This window comes from Rhizobium sp. BK512 (assembly GCF_014194915.1).
GTDB lineage: Bacteria > Pseudomonadota > Alphaproteobacteria > Rhizobiales > Rhizobiaceae > Rhizobium.
This window is the reverse complement of sequence record NZ_JACIAS010000012.1, coordinates 150,151-166,029: the sequence shown is the minus strand read 5'-3', so window position 1 is coordinate 166,029 and position 15,879 is coordinate 150,151. Positions and strand designations below refer to the sequence as shown.

Below are 15,879 nucleotides of genomic sequence, written 5' to 3'. Positions count from 1 at the left end.
ACCTAGCCCATGCCCGATAGCAAGCGATGATGCTGCCGGCCTTTTTAAATCGCCCCCGCAAGAAGTCGACTCAGACCAAAGTCCGTGTCGCGTCCCCCGCGACGACGTTAGAACGCAACTGACTACAGACCTGTCTGCTGGGAGGCGCTTTTGTACGTTAAAGCAGGGCAAGGAGCCAATCCGTTTCCCGATCGTTCGAGAAAAGCACCATTTCCTCTGGCCTGGTGAAAGTTTGGAATGCTCTGCAATTCTGATCAAGCTGACGCATCTTATTCGCATCGGCCGCTGGTGTCGGTGATCATCCCGGCCTTCAATGCTTCGGTCTATATTGAACGGACCCTCCGATCCGCCGCGCGCCAGACCTACGAAACATTAGAGATCATCGTCGTCAATGATGGTTCTACAGATAGTACGGCAAAACTGGTCGAGCAAATGGCTCAGGGGGATCGACGGATCCGGCTCCTATCGACATCAAACCGTGGCGTTTCCGCCGCAAGAAACACCGGGATTGCTGCATCATCGGGGCAATTTGTGGCATTCCTTGACGCGGACGATCTTTGGCATCCGACGAAAATCGAGAAGCAGGTGAACGCACTCATTTGCCTGTCCCCGCAATGGGCCGCGGTCTATGCGCTGCATTACGTCATCAATTCTGACGATGAGATCATCGCTCCTGGGCGATCCAACACCGCAAGAGGGTATATTTTCGCACGTCATCTGACCTTCAAATATGTCGGCAATGGTAGCACGCTTCTTGTCCGCCGGGAGGTCGCGCTTGAGATCGGTGGGTTTGATGGCTCCTTTGCAGCAGCAGGAATTGGAGGGTGCGAAGATTTCGACTTCGAACTGAGGCTGGCCGCGCACTACTGTATAGAAGTCATCCCTGAACGCCTGATTGGATATAGGCGGTACCGCGGCAACATGTCTTCAAATCACGCTCAAATGGCTCGTGGTGCTTTGGAGGTAATCAGGCGTTCATTGGCCGCCAATCCGCAGCTTCCCCGATACGCAGCCAAGAGCGCGACCGGCGCGACGCAAAAGTACGCATTTCAGGAGTTCAAGCGAGCCGGAAATACATATCTGTCACTTATGACCCTATGGGCAATTTTTCGAAACGACCCTCGATTTTTGCTCGGACTTGCATTTCAAGTGGGTCGACGTCGCATACAATTGTGTCTTCCTCTCGGAGCAAGCGCGGCCCATGCTGCAGATGCCTCGATATTGAACCGACCCAAGTTCGATGAGCAAATCATCTCTTCACGCGTAGAGTGTCCCAAGCAGGACGAAAGGTCACGACGCCGGTTGACGCGGCTGACCGCGATCGATGCTGGGCTGGGTTCAATTCTGGAGCGCACCGGACGAATGGGCAAGATGTCAACTGCAGAGGTCCAGGTTCGCGTCGACGATCGCAATGGCTGACTGCTAATTCACGGGCTTCTTCTTTTCGACAACGGTCCGCCGGTGATGATCACGGCGTAGTCGCGGGCGCTTTCGGAAAACGGCCACGTCGACGGGCGGCTTGGGCACGGTGCGAGATCTCGTTGCAAGGAGCACGCAGATAGACCTGTGTCACTGCGAAAAAGACTTACAGCCGTCGCAACATGGTTGCGACCGTTCGTTGTCTCGTCAAGTCGGCACTAGGTTTATGAGCGTGACTTCTTCTCCAAAGAAGTCAGCAATTCACCGCCTCCCCCAACGCCTTTCTGGTTGCGGTGCGCCAGATTCGGAACTCGCTTCAGCCATCGTCATCATCACCGAAGATGTCGTGATGATTGGTGTCAAAGACCAGCGAGGGCGCGCATTGAGCCGCTCGGCGTTGCTATACCAGACCACACGCCGGTTCAGGCCCGTAACCTCTGAGCCTTAGCGAAAACCTTCCGTCGGATGCGCGCCAGTTCCGGTCCTATGACAGTTCCGGGCAACAGGATGAATATTGCCGTCAACACGCCTCCCTCCGTCGTACAGAAGAGGAGTTCTTGCCACACATGAACATCGGAGGGGATGGCTCGTTCAAGCGTCAGATGTGTGACAAGCGCGGCGATGGGAAAGATTATTGCACGCATATGCAACTTCAGGATGTCGATGAACCCGCACGCCAAAAGCTGTGCCGCGAAGAATAAAGTGAGACAATAGAATACCAATATGGCGATGGAGGCGCCCCAAGCGATCCCGATCACACCGTACCTTGAGCCCGCCCATGTACCGGTAACCATGGTTAAACCGTAAATCGTTTGGAGAGTTGCTGAGACGCGGGCTTTTCCAAATCCGACTATCACTCCTTCACAGAGTTTATAGGACAGTCTGGCAAATAGGACCGAAAAGAGAACACTTACAACGTTTACCGCCTGCAGCCAGTCCTTCCCGAGAAGGACTATCACGATGAAGTTTGAATGTAGGGCCACAAGGGTTCCGATGATCGCGAACGATGGCAATAGCGTGCCCATCGCGCTAAGAAACTCAATTCTTGCCCTATCCTGATCATGTCGGAGGCTGGCAAACACCGGCATAAACACCTTTTGCATCGGCGTTCCTGTCGCTGAGACTACGACATCGAGCAGCTTCCAAGACCGTGAGTAAAGGCCAAGTGCTGTCGCGCCCAATGTATATCCGGCAACGATATTAGACCCCGACAACGATGCCCAGCTGAGCAGTTGGGTCAGTCCAAAAAGCCCGCCACCATCACGAAACTCATCGAGCGAGGATCTATCGAATCTTAGACTTAATCCTACCCTGGCGTAATAGTTTGAGAGCGATGCCTCGATGGCGCCAGTTGCTAGCAGGCCCGTCACCAGTGCCCAGTAGTCAAAACCTGCGATCGCTAACGGCACGGATATCAGTAATTGTCCACCCACATTTGAAACGAGCGCTATCATTCCGATCCGCTTATACTGCCGCTCTCTTTGCAGGATCGCGTCGGATACCGCGAAGATTGCTTTGAATACTACGAGCGCCGAGGAAAATTGTATAACCTTTCCTAGTCCGGCGAAGCGGTAAAAGCCCTCTATTGTCGGAGCAAAAACGTTCAGCAGTCCGACTATCAGTAGAGCCAAAGCGATCGCAGCACCAAGTGTTGAACTGATGTGGCTCCTATCGACGTTCACCCTGCGAACAAGTCCTATACCGAACGCGCCGTCGAAGAGGGCATTGGCAAGTCCCAAAGTTATAGTTGTCGACGCGAGATATCCAAAGCCTTCTGGGCTCACAAAGCGCGCGAGGATAGCAATAGACAGTATTGAAACGACTATTGTCGCAAGCCGCGACGCAATCAAGACGATCAAGTTGCTAAATACTCTATCGCTCAATTTTTCTATTCCAAAAAAAGTATTCAAGAATACTTTTATATGGATTCTAGAAGGCACTCAACCGGAAATTTTTGATTTGCAACCAAAAATTTTTTTAGATATTAGTAAAACACATGGAGAGGCAGCATCAGGGGTGCGGCGTCGGTCGGTGATATGTGCCCTGAATGCCTAAATCTGTGTCATGATTGACAGAGCTGAAAGCTTACCGTGATGCTCACCGCCGGCCCAAAAATAAAGTTTGGGCAGGATTTCCGATATTTGCAGTAAACACCTCTTGCTACGGCAATACAAACTCGTCTCACCTGTGGGTCGCGATTGACTTCTAAACTGATGCTGATTTCGTCGCCTAGGTAGTCCGCCTTGCATTCGCTCTACTCCCTACAAATTATGTGTCTCGTGATGGTAATTGTATTCGAAATCGCAAAATCTCCAGTGTGGGGTGACGGCTGGAATTCTTGCATTCGATTGATCAACCTGATTCACACACGCTGTATTGAAGTGGCGCTGTGGCAGTACCTTAAGTTAGAAGGCGGCACTATCATGACCTTATCAATCTCTGATTGAGGGAAGAAACAGTGAGATCACAAGAAGCGGAGTGGGTGGGGAAAGTACTATCAAGTCAAAAAGCTGATGAAATCTCTCCGGTATTGGAATTGGGAACTACATCCAGAACTTTTAGAGAGATAACTAAGCCCCACATCGCCAAGTATATCCATCAGCGCTTGGAGCACCGCGGAGTTACTATCGTAACTTCCGACCTTTTCGGCGCCGACGGCGTGGACATTGCGGGGGATATTTTTGACAAAGACGTACAACGGCGCTTAGGCGCCGTAGGCGCCAAGACAGTTATGGTCTGCAATATTTTCGAGCATGTTGTGGACGTAGCCGGCTTCGCCCAAATTTGCGATAGTCTCCTTGCTCCGGGCGGCCTCATGATTGTTACGGTGCCTTTTGATTACCCTTATCATCTTGATCCAATTGACACGCTTTATCGCCCCACACCGGAGGAGGTGATAACGCTGTTCCCAGGTTATAATGTTTTGAACGCGGAGATTATCGCTTCCGATACACATGCTGACGACATCCGAAAGTCGAACCAAAACGTAGCGTTATCTGCCACAAGGGATCTAGTACGCTCGTTCCTGTTAAGAGGTGGCAAGCAACGATCGCTTGCAAGGCTCGATCGGCTCCGCTGGTTGTTCAGACGATATAGAGTGACCTGCATCGCAATGTCCAAGCCGTGATTCGCGACGATATTCAACGTTGTACAACGTGCACGGCTCCGGAAGATTTGGTGGCGCCGCGCCAAGTGGTTCCAACACTTGCCTTCCTGATGGGAGCATTATTCTGCGACAGCCGGCTGAAGCGGAAAGGGAATGTGCCTTTGACGCGGATGACCGCGCTTGGTGAGTAGTGATGAGTCGCCGGGAATCCGGATGGCAATAAGGGAGGCGCTATGCCCTGATTTCCGTGAGTGAGATGCGATAACACGCCCTACCGCGCGCACCACGAAGTTTTTCTGCAACAGATCCAGATCGCCCCAGACCGAATATTTGCGAGCGGTGCACTCCACTTCCTGCTCTGCCTTGTCTCGACGATGAACGGCTTAGCTTGGCGCTGAGCCTTTCGCGCGAATCGCAAGGCGAGCGATATCCGTTACGTTGAGGCAGGGGCCTGCGGCGACGCAGGCGTCGATCGGCCTAGCGGCGTTCTCCAGCGCCCTGAAAGGACTGTCGTGACAACTTCTGCTTAGTGGTCGCGTCCGGCCGAACCGTTTGCGACTGGGTCATGGTGCGTTGAGTTGCAGGAGCCATCGCCGTGGCCGTTCTGCACTTTTTCGGTCGGCATTGTCTGCAGGCAACAAAGCCGTGCTGTTCGCTTGCTATCATCACTGTGCGCTAGCAGTGAGCTCCATTCTGCTTGACTCACCGCCCTGACCACGCTCCGTGATCGCCATCCGTTTCCGGCCACAGCATCAGACTTTGGTCCCTGTTTTTCTCAACATCCGCTGTCCTATCTCACATTTGCCGAGTTTGAAGATGGGTGAAACATGTTCTGGTGGATCTTCTGCGCCTACTTGTCCCTACAGGGCTTCATTGCATCCGGGATATTGCTATTGTTGCTGAGAGAAAGACTGAAAGCATCCAGGACACCCGCACCGGATACAAGTCAGCTCAGGCCGCAAAATAGCATGCAGCCCCAGGATCAGCGGCACGCTTAGGAATGATCGCGCGCAAAGCTGCTCGTCTCCGATGCCTCGTTATCATGAGGAGACCGGCGACACTTCGATTGTCGAGCGGATATAGGCATCGTCACATGTGCTGACCAAAACAGGCGAGACGCCGAATGACGCGGGCAGCGACCATTCATAGCGTCAGCCATCCATATTCCAGGCGAATCCTTTGTCGAGGTCTTTAACACTCGCAAGGATGTCAACAATAATGAAATTGATCTCGACCCGGTGCTTGTCTACCAGATCCCTCGAAAAATATCGGCCCATATATTCTTCAATACTTCGGCGCGTTATCGGAATACCTGCAGCCGTTAAAGCCGAGGCAGCTCGCAGAACCAACAGATTCGCCTCGATGCCATACATGGTGTCTTCGAAATTTGTCGTTGCAACAACCATGCCGTCCCTCTTTTTTTGCTCATATCGTGCCAAACGCAAACTTGGACCGCTGCACCCGCACGGCAGATGAGGGTTCGTTCAGGGCTCTTAAGTGGCGTCCCCGTTCGCGCATCTTGACAGGATGCCAGTTATTTGGAGCTGTTCCTGAGCAAGCTCGTGAACCAGCGCAACCATTGCCCTGTTACGTCGCGCCCATCGAGGAGCGAAGGATTATCGGAGAGGACCTGGAGCGCGCGTTCGGCAAGCCGCTCCGTCCCCTGGTCTGCTGTCACATAACGTCGGGCCAATTCTTGAAATGCTTGAGCAGAACGATTTCGGAAGTGAAGCACGATATACCCGTTCATTTTCGGGTCGAGGGGTGCACCCACAAACACTTAGCCTTCAGCGCCTACGATCTCCGTATGCTGATGATGACGACATTTCTACGCGATAGGGCAGCTTTTAGGAAGGTCGCACGCATTTGAGTACGCTGGCGCACCGAGCCCTTGATTGCTCAATCAGGAGCGATGACCAGCTGCGATGAAGAACACGGCTTATCTCAGCGTAGGTACGCGCTCGGAAGAATCAGCTAGTCGTCTCGGAACCGAGCCATGAGATCCATCGGGGCTACGTCGGAGCAGAAACATTCTGAACAGATGCCGAAACCATCCTCGTCGAAGTCGCACATGCTCTTTCTTTGACGGCAGCAATCGCAGAGGACGGTTCCGCGGTTCGAGAGTCTCGCCGGGGGCAGGATCTCGGCAAGAGGACTTTCTTCCAGACGATCGATGGGTTCTGGCATGATGACGTCCCTTAGTTCCTATGGAGCATGAGATAGGAGCGACCGTCGACGCTTTCCAGATCGCGGGCGTGGGCGCCATTTTTTTGGGCGGCGAGGTCGACGGCTCAACTGAGGAAGGGCGGGTTATAAGTTTCGATCAGATGTAATTTATACTTGGTCAGGTATTCGCGATTTATGCCGAGACATTTCAACCTAGCGTTTTTGGATCAGCAGGAGCGACGAGCGTCTCTCCTGGTCAGAAGTCAGATCCCCAGCAATGGCTGTATGAGCCGCAACAATCTGCTCTTGAATCGGAGCGGGGCATCGGTGACGGCGAGACAAATGCAGTCTCTCCCAGGGTTGGCTCTCGGCTGATGCGTTAGATTGCCGTCAGCGATCTCTATGTCCCCTCTTCCAAAAGTCGAGATTTCGTCGCTAAAGCTCCCATCGAGGACAAGCGTGAGTTCCAGCCCGCCGTGCGAATGCTCCGGGACCGGCTGACCGGCGGGGATCTTAAGCAATCTAACTGACGTCGTTTTGTCCCCGATCGGAATTATCATTTGCGCGGCACCCCGGCCGAGTGAGCGCCACCTTAAGCCACCTGCAGCGTCGATATAGGTTCTGAGCGGTTCCGGGTAGGTAAGATCGGACGAGGAACGCTTTTTCATTCGAACGGCTTTTTCCATGTGTCCTGCCTCGATCTTGTCCTTGACACGACGCCAGCTTTCAGTGACATCGTCTCTTTCCGCATTTTCGCGTTCAAGAAAGTACCCCCCCACGCTTTCGAGCGTCCGCATTTCTGATCGGCATGCGGGGCATAAGGCGAGATGGGTAGCGACGGCAACACTCCATCCCTCGGCAAGGGTGCCCGCGCAGTATTGCATCAGCATGTCACCATCGAGATGATGTGCAATCATTTGGCTTGTTCCTGAAGCGCTAGGCGTAGTTTCTCGCATGCAAGTCGGATCCTCGATTTCACTGTTCCAATAGGGAGGTTTAGTCTGTCAGCTATCATCGAATGCGTGAGACCGTCGAAGAACGACATCCGCAAAACCTCCATGTGCTTACCGCTCAGGGCAATCATTGCGCGGTTCAATGCTGCCGCGTCCTGCTCTCGCTCGATCTTCGCGTCTGCCGTTTCAAGCTCATCCGGCACGAGAGCTGGATCGTTCTCGTCGAACGCCGGTCGCGTGCCTCTACGAACAGAGTCAATCATCTGGTTTCTTGCAATCGTGTAGATCCACGTCGACGCCTGCGCCTTGGCGGCATCGAAGAGCGCAGCCTTGTGCCAAACGCGCATCATAGTCTCCTGAGCCAATTCCTCGGCCAGAACGCGATCACCCTTCGTCATCCGCATCATGTAAGAACGCACTCGCGGATAGAAATGCCCGTATAGGATTTCGAATGCGCCAACATCACGCGAGTTCGCTATCGCCGACATCAAACCAATCATCTGGTCCGCGCCGAGAGCAAGCCTCTCATCCTCCAAAGCTCTGGCCTTTCGCTCCCTGCCCAGCTTTGGCCGCACGATTGCCTTGGCGCAGTAAGCTCGACGGGATCCAATCCGCAGATATGTGTTCATGCGAATGTTACGCAGCCCAGGAAAACCAGATCACAAAAAAGAGGGGCACTTTGTCATGGTCGCCGACACGTTTGGCTGCCGGCGGTGATTTAGTGCCCCTGATTTCCGCCACAGGGCTGATCTGCTCCGCCCATTCGGTCAAGCATGACGAGATCGCCTGTCACGGCACGCTGAATGCCTGGGCAAACAGGTCGGTCTGAAGGGCGCCGTTCCGCTGCGCAAAGCCAACTTGACGAAGAGGAAGCAACAGACAAGAAACTCACGCGCTCGTCGAGACGGCCGCCGACGCCAGCGGCAACGCTAAAAGCGCCTGATACCAAGGGGCTTTTCAGGCGATGGCAGACCTGTTGACGCACGACGGCCAATAGTGGTCGGTCATATAATCGGGCCGGTAGTGGCGACAACTGCGACAGAGAAATGGATTGCAATACCGATCTGAAGTTTGAAGAACCCCACGGATGAGGGGATAGCAATGCCCGTCACACGTTCGCGAGCCTCGAAGCCTTCGAGATCGGCTTGTTGCAAACGCCTTTGCCCTTCCACACGAAGCTTCGAAACTTGGTCGGCCCCGGCATAAAGTGCCGCCGCGCCATAAAGTCCGCCCTCAATCACCTTGAACAAACTTACGGCCTCTTTTTCTAACCCCAGCAACCCATAGGCTTTCGTTCAAGACCGCTGCGGAAGGCGATTTGAGATGCCGGACGTGGGACAAAGCGGCGACAGTGACGAAGACCCGCGCGGGCACCAGGTATGTCTATCAGGTCCAATATGTGCAGCAGCAGAGCACGCGCCTGGAACAAGCACGGCCGACGGCGATTTCTCTAGTCGAGCAAGCAAAAAAGGAAGACCGTTATGCGCAGGTTCATCGCAGCTATCTCGATCATTCTCACCGCCTCCGGGGCCGTTCCCGCGCTCGCCCAGACGTTCGGCGACATGGACTCCAGTGGCCGCTTCGGTGGCATGCCGCCAGGCACCGACCGCTACCGGCAGGATTATGATCAGGGTGGGATCTCAATCCCGATCGACCCAGTCGAAACAGGTAGCGTCACTGTCGTGCGCCCCCCAAAGGCAGAATGCCCGCAGCAGGGAACGCGAGAGTGGCGTGAACGGAAGGCCGATGGCACGTTGGAGGAGGAATGCCGATAACCAAGTTCCAGCATTCTCTGGTCAGCGGAGCGCACGGCTAGACTTCGATCAAACCGCGGGGGTACTTTCCCGCGGGGCCGGCCGGCTTAGGGTTGGTTTAAGAACACGAAGGCTCGTTCTTCTGCCGACTTGGAAGACGCGGCGTCGATCATCGTGGCCTTCTCTTGCATCTTCCTCCCTGACCGCGCAAACCTGGGATTCTCCGTGCGACCGATCACGTCGCGGGGGCGGAACAATCAAGAAGCTGTTCCATTACGCCCCCAATAAACTGTGGAGTTTTGAATGACCGTGGCGACGACATCCGAGCGCAAGCGCCCTGTGCGCGGCCAGCCCTATTCCCTCGAAGAATTTGAACAAAAATATGCTCTCGACCGAGAGAGCGCCAAGGCCATTTTTGAGCGTTTCGGCCCGTCGTCGATCGAACTCGACCTCTTGATGGCGGCGAAGAAACGCACGCCTTCCATCCATGCGATAACGGAAGACCTCCGCTTCTGAGTTGCGGCGTTGAAAAGCGCTGGATGCTGTTGCCGCATAGTGCAACATCATTTGGAGGGAGCTCGGCGCCAGGGCATCGCTTTTTTCGGTGCAGGAGCGAAGGCCACTTGTCATGGCCTTGATTGCGCTTGCCTACGCAGAACGGTGACGCTGCCAACCGGAACAGGGGCCGTGAGGGGCGAAAGGAGCTATCTTGCCAATGTCGACTTCGGCGAACGAGAACCGGCGGTGGCTGATGGTAGGTCTTATTCACAGCCTGCGGGGGTAGGTCCCGCCCCCCCAAAAGGGTAGGGATTAGGGTGATTCAACCTGACCGAAAGTCGGCTAACCTCCCCTCCGTGACACAGTAGGGGCGAGGCGCTATGCTGATCGAGATTTTCAGGCAAGGGGCAGATGCGCCCGAAATCTTCGACGTGCTGGTCAGTGAAGAAGGGCAGATGTCCTATGTAACGGACCGGCCGAGGAAAGCACATCTTCGCATCGTCGTGCACACGCCGCAAAAGCACATCAATACCAATGCGGCGAGCGGCCTCTTTCGCATCATTCATTCCTATGGAGAATGCACGGTGCGCTTCATCGGTTTTGAATAACCTTCGTCCGGCTGCCGACAAGATGGCGGCGCCGTGGCCGAGCGTACTAGTGGAGGAGCCGCCCGTTGGCGACCGATCAAGGCGCACCGCCATGGCCGATGGATCAGTTCGTCATTCCACCGAAGTGGAGGATCGATCTGCATCCTTTCGCTTGTTCCTTAAGATTCGATCCGTCTTGGCAGCCGTCTATTTCGAGGGCGAAGAACGGCGCTTAAGAAGGGCGGCCCTGATGAGCTCGTTCTTGGTTGGTTGTGGGGGCTCAGGGTCTGGCGTTTTCTCGACCGCAAGCCCGCCCTGTTTCATTTCGAGAAAGCGGCGTTGCGCTTCTAGGCGATCAGCCTCGGACACTGCTTCAACGACGGCGCCTTCCAGATCATGTCGCATCGCGTCGGGCTGGGCGCTCGCAAAATAGTAGCGCTTCAGCCGGACATAGACTGCGGTTGCCCGTCTCAGCTTCGTCACGCCGACCTCTGGCTTCAGTAGAGGCCGGATGTTCTCGAAGATACCCCGCGCAAAGGGTCGGATGGGATCACCAGCCTTCTGCGGCAAGACGTTGATCGGTCGAACGAGAAGCGCGTTGATCGCCCCCGCTTTATCGACATCACGCTGCGTGGCGGCAATCGGGCTACAGCTTTCGGTCCAGCGCCTTGTCATTGGTTCCCCCGTCATATCGGTCCTCGCTCGCTTGTCACAGGAATTTAACGAACCGATGAAAATTGGCACGCTCGTATTCTGGAGGCAGCTTTTTTTCTTCAATCGGAGCGCCACCGTACGCCAGCGGACAAATGCTGGCGCGCGACCCGAATCGTGGTCTCCTCTTGACAGAGGTCGAACCATCATCTTGGCCTCTCTCACACAACGGATCGCTTTTGGCCGATCAATAAATGAGGACCAATAAAATGATTGGGTTGGAACCCGGCGCCTATTACTGGGCTGTCGCCAGACAACCGGAGGCGCAACCAGTTGTCGTTCAGGTTTCGACCGTCTTTGGCGAGGATCGCGAATATTGGACGCTTGCATTGGTCGGATCAGACCAACACAAGATGCCCGAGGAATTTTCGATCCTTGCGCGCATAGAGGAATGTCAGACCACAATGTCCCGGTCCACTGCGAAAGCGGCCAGGCCTTGAAAGGATCGAACGCGGTAAGCCTCCTCGACAGCGGATCGGCCTCGCCCCAGCAATAGATCTCGGAGCGAAGATATGCTGCTGCTCTTCGAGCCTGGCTTCTGCAAGATCGATCCACCAGGCCTTCGGCTTCTGTCATTGCCACCGGCTCAACGGTAGCCGCGTGCCTTGAGCTGATCCTCCAAGCTCGCAGCCGAAACTTCGCGAAAAGCGTGCTCTTAGGCGGCTAGATCAGTTGACGAAATTGGCCTTATGATCAGCGTTTGTGACGGCTGGCGTGAGAGATAGTGACAGGCGGTGCTGCCACCTGGTCACGCCCAGCCAAAGTTCACGTGCACGTTCATCAGTTCGCGGTTTTCGAAGCGTGGTTGGCACCACCTGAGAAGCTTCAGGCTGAAACCTATGACGCACGAGATAGACCGTATTGCCTCAGCATTTGATCTGAAAATTGCGGTTTTGCGAAGAAATAGCCTTGCCCTGTTCTACATCCGAGTTGACGAAGCACATCCAGCTCGTTCTTCCCTTCAATTCCTTCGGCGATGATATCCAGACCCAAGCCATGCGCCATCGACATGATCGCCTTGACGATTTCCAGGACCCCAGCCTCCGCGGTCATTCTTCGGACAAAGGACTGATCGATCTTCAGCTTGTCGAGCGGCAGGTCGGCGAGATAGCGCATGGAGGAATAGCCGGTTCCGAAATCGTCAAGCGCGATCCGCACACCGGTCTGCCGGATGGCGGCCATCTTCGTCCTGGAGCGCCCGCCATCGCCAATAAAGGCTGACTCCGTCAGTTCCACACAGAGGCGCGATGCCGGTAGACCGCTCGACGTCAGTGCCGCCTCGATCTCCGCGGCCATGTCTGAACGCTCGAATTGGATCGATGAGGCGTTGACCGAAATAATTCCGGCCGACCATCTCGCCGCCTCTGCACAAGCTTCCATCAGAACCCAGCGGCCGATCTCGCAGATCAGACCAGAGGATTCGGCAATGGGAATGAATTCCGCAGGCGAGATCGCTCCAAGTTCTGGATGCTGCCACCGAAGCAGCGCTTCTGCGCCGACGAACTCTCCGCTTGCCAGGTCGACCTGCGACTGGAAGAGCAGGAAAAATTCTCGTTTCCTCAGCGCATCGCGCATCTCGATCTCCAGCCGACGTGAACGCAGCTGTCGCAAGGCGGTTGCCGGGTCAAATTCGGACCAACGACCGGCTGCTTGCTTTGTTGCGTGCAGCGCGGATTCTGCTGCATGCAATGCCGCCACCGGATCGTCGGCTATCGATCGGGCCAGCCCGAGCCTGACCGCAACCGTCAGGGACAGGGCGTCAAGTACGATCGCTTCTTCGAACAGGCCGAGAACGCATTCGACTTGCGCGGCCGGTGTCTCCGTTCCTGCAAGAAAAACGGCAAAGAGATCGCCATCGATCCGCGCCAGCGGAGCCTCCCGGAAAGTTGACGCAAGCCTGGAGGCAACGGCGTTCAGAAGGGCATCACCGACATTGCGCCCAAGGGTTGCGCAGATCGTCGAGAAGCGTTCGACGTCGATGACCGCAATAGTTCCGTCAGCACCTGTCAGGCGCGCCAGAAATTCGCGACGGTTCAGGAGCCCCGTCAGCTCGTCGCGCTCAGCAAGCCTCTTCAGATTATCTTCGTAGCGCTTCCTGGCGGTGATGTCGCGAATGATTGCGCATCCGGCAAAGGACGATGCTCGCTTCGTAGGAGACATGTCGATGGGAGAAACGGTTATCGAAGCCTCGAAAAACGCATCTCCATCGCCCGTGTGTCGGCGAAATTCGACGCCTGCGGATTGGACCTTGTCTGGCTCCTTGTCGCGCCGCAGAAGCAAATCTCCAAGCGCGGCGGCCGTGACAGGATCGAGGCTGTCGGGAAGAAACGCGTGTTTTTCTATACCGAGGCATGAATTCGCAGATTGGTTGATTTCCACAACCCTAAGCGCGCTGTCGAAAGCGATAACGCCGTCCGAACTGCCGGCAATGATGGACCGCATCAGCGATCGGGCATTCCTGCTTTCGCTGTTTGCCAGCAGGGCAAGCATCCGGCTGAGGTCGACCCGCTCGTTGAGGGCCAGCACCCAAGCCAGCCCGACAAGTACCCAGCACTCTGCCGTCCCCACGAGCAAGCCGGCATCGGTCTGGAGGCGGAATGCGACGACTTCTGTTGAAACGAGCACGATACCGGCGAGGCCTGTGATGACGATCATGGACACAAAGCGCGTCGCCAAGATAACGGCGATCAAAACCGCAGCGAGCAGAAGCTCCAAAGGCATTGCGTCAGGATGGGCCAGGATCCGGTTCTGCAGCAGCGTTTCGGCAGCGAGAACATGAATGAGCGGACCGGGAAGCGTCCCGTATACCGGTACGGAGAAAAAATCCTTGAGTTCGGCGGCAGAAGCGCCAACGATGACGGCTCGCCCTTTGAGCTGCGCTTCCGCGACCCTGCCATTGAGCACGTCCGAAAGAGAGTAGCTCGGAATGGTATCAGGTGCGATCGAATAATCGATCGGCAGGGTTCCGGACGTGTCCGAGCGACCCGCCAAAGCGACAGCGCCTGATGAAGTTGGACTGCCGTCCAGCTGCCCACCAAGGTCGAACCCACGGACCGAGCCGTCGGCATCAAGGTAAACGTTGGCGAGTACGGGCCACGCGGCCTGAAGGAAATCGGGGATCGGCTTGGAGAATGTCGTCTGTGCTGAGCCCGCTGCGAGCTGCTGGCGGAAAACCGGCAATAGGACCCCGCCCGCATTGGAGAGTGCCAATGCGAGGGCCCGATCCTCCTCCCCGACCGAGGGGCTCGAGAAGTCGATGTCCAAGAAGATGTCTTTGGCCTGAGCAGCGGCCAAGTTGTCGAGCAGCTTTGCGTAGGTGCTTCGCGGCCAAGGCCAGACGCCGACTGCGTCGAGGCTGCGCTTATCGATAGCAATGAAGACGATCTTTCCGCTCGCGTGACGCGGTGCCCAGCGAAAACGCTCGGCAATGAGATTGTCATTGATCTGTTTAAGCGGCGTGATGCTGGGAGCGGCCAGCGGCAGGGCCAGCATCATGAGCACGACGGCGGCCCGCAAGACAGACGTACCGGAGATAGGCAAGACGTTTAGCCACCGCAAGCACGCGATCGCTCTCACTTGTTCTTGCCCTGCCCATTTCCGTTGCCGTTGTTTCCCTTTCCACTGTTGCCGCCGCCCTGGCCATGTCCATTGTTGCCGCTGCCGTTGTTGCCGCTCGCTCCCTTGCCGCCGTTGGCTTGGCCGCCGCCATTGCCATTGCCGGAATTGCCGCCGCTGCCGCCGCTATTTCCGTTGCCGCTGCTGGAACTGCCGCTGCCGCCGCTATGTCCGTTGCCATTGCCGGAATTGCCGCTGCCACCGCGATGACCGCTGCCATTGCCGCCGCTATTGCTGTTGCCGCCTCCATTGCCGCTGCTGGAACTGCGGCCGTCATTTCCGCTGGCACGACTATCACCTTTGCCTTTGCCATTGCCGGCGGGTGCCTCGGACGTCGCATCCGCGCTGGACACGCTGTTTTTTGCTTCCTTTGCCGCCTTACCGGAGAGCTTTGCAGCTCCGACAGCCGGGACCAGGGCGACAGACGGTGCAACCGAAGTCACCGACGGAGCGGAAGCCTGACCTGCTACCGTCATACCGCGTGCTCTGTCGACTGTTGCACTCTGGCGAGGCCCGACGTTCGATCGCTGGCCGCTGGCAAAAGACGTGACCTGCACAAGCCCTCGATCCACGGATACCGAAGCCTTCGTCTTGCCAACGCTGACATGGAATATTGTGCCCTTCACCACTGCCGCAAGAAAGGGGGTTTGCACCATGGTATGAGGCTGGCTGCGCTTTTCAATCTCCAGATCCAGCGCGCCAACCTGCTGGACGACCTGTGTCTTCCTGGAGAAGAAGCCCGAGGTCGTGGTGATCGAAGCCATCGTGCCCGGTTGGAAACCTATGCTTTCAACGCCACGGACGAGCTGCGCGCGGCCCCGAGGCCCCGTCAGTATCCACGCCGCGTTGGGAACGGCGTCGCCAGCATGCAGATCAACCCAGGTCGCGCGGTCGAGCGTGTACCTGACTTGGCCCGAGGTTTTGGCGACACGCCAATCCTCGTCCGCCGCGATCGCTGCAACAGGCACAAAAAAAACGAGGATCAAGAAACGAAGGATTGCCAGCATATTGCTCCCCATGAATTTAGGGGAAATAGACCATGGCAGTATTGACGAAAGATTATGAAGTGT

The 15,879-nt window shown here is 56.0% G+C and carries 13 protein-coding genes; 5 read left to right on the top strand and 8 right to left on the bottom strand.

Annotated features, from left to right (window positions below; all coding sequences use genetic code 11):
• Positions 1-237: 237 nt before the first annotated feature.
• Positions 238-1,419: a glycosyltransferase family 2 protein gene (locus FHX06_RS32495; protein WP_183882329.1), complete on the top strand. Its 1,182-nt coding sequence runs from the start codon at positions 238-240 to the stop codon at positions 1,417-1,419.
• A 422-nt stretch (positions 1,420-1,841) separates the two neighbouring features.
• On the opposite strand, the gene FHX06_RS32490 is transcribed toward FHX06_RS32495, so the two are convergent.
• The gene (locus FHX06_RS32490; protein WP_183882327.1) at positions 1,842-3,302 is read right to left on the bottom strand and encodes an oligosaccharide flippase family protein; all 1,461 of its coding nucleotides are present in this window, start codon (positions 3,300-3,302) and stop codon (positions 1,842-1,844) included.
• Between the two features lie 575 nt (positions 3,303-3,877).
• Between FHX06_RS32490 and FHX06_RS32485 the strand changes: the two genes are divergently transcribed.
• Positions 3,878-4,546, top strand: a complete 669-nt coding sequence (locus tag FHX06_RS32485; RefSeq protein WP_162728482.1) for a hypothetical protein — start codon at positions 3,878-3,880, stop codon at positions 4,544-4,546.
• 1,130 nt (positions 4,547-5,676) lie between these two features.
• Here the strand turns inward: FHX06_RS32485 and FHX06_RS32480 are convergent.
• The 4 genes from FHX06_RS32480 to FHX06_RS32465 all read right to left on the bottom strand — a co-directional run bounded on the left by FHX06_RS32480 (position 5,677) and on the right by FHX06_RS32465 (position 8,894).
• On the bottom strand, positions 5,677-5,931 hold the full coding sequence (locus FHX06_RS32480) for a hypothetical protein (protein ID WP_183849049.1): 255 nt from the start codon (positions 5,929-5,931) through the stop codon (positions 5,677-5,679).
• A gap of 1,023 nt (positions 5,932-6,954) precedes the next feature.
• Positions 6,955-7,608, bottom strand: coding sequence for a ChrR family anti-sigma-E factor (locus FHX06_RS32475; RefSeq protein WP_112543307.1), 654 nt, complete (start codon positions 7,606-7,608; stop codon positions 6,955-6,957).
• Entirely contained in the window at positions 7,605-8,273 is a 669-nt protein-coding gene (locus FHX06_RS32470) for a sigma-70 family RNA polymerase sigma factor (protein WP_312866621.1), read from the bottom strand. Before FHX06_RS32470 ends, FHX06_RS32475 begins: the two co-directional genes overlap by 4 nt.
• A gap of 375 nt (positions 8,274-8,648) precedes the next feature.
• Entirely contained in the window at positions 8,649-8,894 is a 246-nt protein-coding gene (locus tag FHX06_RS32465; RefSeq protein ID WP_183882325.1) for a hypothetical protein, read from the bottom strand.
• Between the two features lie 231 nt (positions 8,895-9,125).
• On the opposite strand from FHX06_RS32465, the gene FHX06_RS32460 reads away from it, so the two are divergent.
• From FHX06_RS32460 to FHX06_RS32450, 3 genes are all read left to right on the top strand, one after another.
• On the top strand, positions 9,126-9,419 hold the full coding sequence (locus tag FHX06_RS32460; RefSeq protein WP_183882323.1) for a hypothetical protein: 294 nt from the start codon (positions 9,126-9,128) through the stop codon (positions 9,417-9,419).
• 282 nt (positions 9,420-9,701) lie between these two features.
• Positions 9,702-9,914, top strand: coding sequence for a hypothetical protein (locus FHX06_RS32455; protein WP_112543304.1), 213 nt, complete (start codon positions 9,702-9,704; stop codon positions 9,912-9,914).
• 362 nt (positions 9,915-10,276) lie between these two features.
• The gene (locus FHX06_RS32450) at positions 10,277-10,504 is read left to right on the top strand and encodes a hypothetical protein (RefSeq protein ID WP_112543303.1); all 228 of its coding nucleotides are present in this window, start codon (positions 10,277-10,279) and stop codon (positions 10,502-10,504) included.
• Positions 10,505-10,690: 186 nt separating this feature from the next.
• Here FHX06_RS32450 and FHX06_RS32445 read toward each other — a convergent pair whose 3' ends face one another.
• From FHX06_RS32445 to FHX06_RS32435, 3 genes are all read right to left on the bottom strand, one after another.
• Positions 10,691-11,158, bottom strand: a complete 468-nt coding sequence (locus FHX06_RS32445) for a ProQ/FINO family protein (RefSeq protein WP_183882385.1) — start codon at positions 11,156-11,158, stop codon at positions 10,691-10,693.
• Between the two features lie 873 nt (positions 11,159-12,031).
• A complete protein-coding gene (locus FHX06_RS32440) occupies positions 12,032-14,734 on the bottom strand; it encodes an EAL domain-containing protein (protein ID WP_312866620.1) in 2,703 nt (900 codons plus the stop codon).
• A gap of 32 nt (positions 14,735-14,766) precedes the next feature.
• Positions 14,767-15,816 (bottom strand): FecR domain-containing protein, encoded by a 1,050-nt coding sequence (locus FHX06_RS32435; protein ID WP_183882321.1) that lies wholly within the window; start codon positions 15,814-15,816, stop codon positions 14,767-14,769.
• Positions 15,817-15,879: the final 63 nt, after the last annotated feature.

Excerpts from the sequence above, each read along its gene's own strand:
- FHX06_RS32495 (WP_183882329.1), top strand. The coding sequence starts at position 238 with ATGCTCTGCAATTCTGATCAAGCTGACGCATCTTATTCGCATCGGCCG.
- FHX06_RS32435 (WP_183882321.1), bottom strand. The coding sequence starts at position 15,816 with ATGCTGGCAATCCTTCGTTTCTTGATCCTCGTTTTTTTTGTGCCTGTT.
- FHX06_RS32480 (WP_183849049.1), bottom strand. The coding sequence starts at position 5,931 with ATGGTTGTTGCAACGACAAATTTCGAAGACACCATGTATGGCATCGAG.
- FHX06_RS32460 (WP_183882323.1), top strand. The coding sequence starts at position 9,126 with ATGCGCAGGTTCATCGCAGCTATCTCGATCATTCTCACCGCCTCCGGG.
- FHX06_RS32455 (WP_112543304.1), top strand. The coding sequence starts at position 9,702 with ATGACCGTGGCGACGACATCCGAGCGCAAGCGCCCTGTGCGCGGCCAG.
- FHX06_RS32445 (WP_183882385.1), bottom strand. The coding sequence starts at position 11,158 with ATGACAAGGCGCTGGACCGAAAGCTGTAGCCCGATTGCCGCCACGCAG.
- FHX06_RS32475 (WP_112543307.1), bottom strand. The coding sequence starts at position 7,608 with ATGATTGCACATCATCTCGATGGTGACATGCTGATGCAATACTGCGCG.
- FHX06_RS32470 (WP_312866621.1), bottom strand. The coding sequence starts at position 8,273 with ATGAACACATATCTGCGGATTGGATCCCGTCGAGCTTACTGCGCCAAG.
- FHX06_RS32450 (WP_112543303.1), top strand. The coding sequence starts at position 10,277 with ATGCTGATCGAGATTTTCAGGCAAGGGGCAGATGCGCCCGAAATCTTC.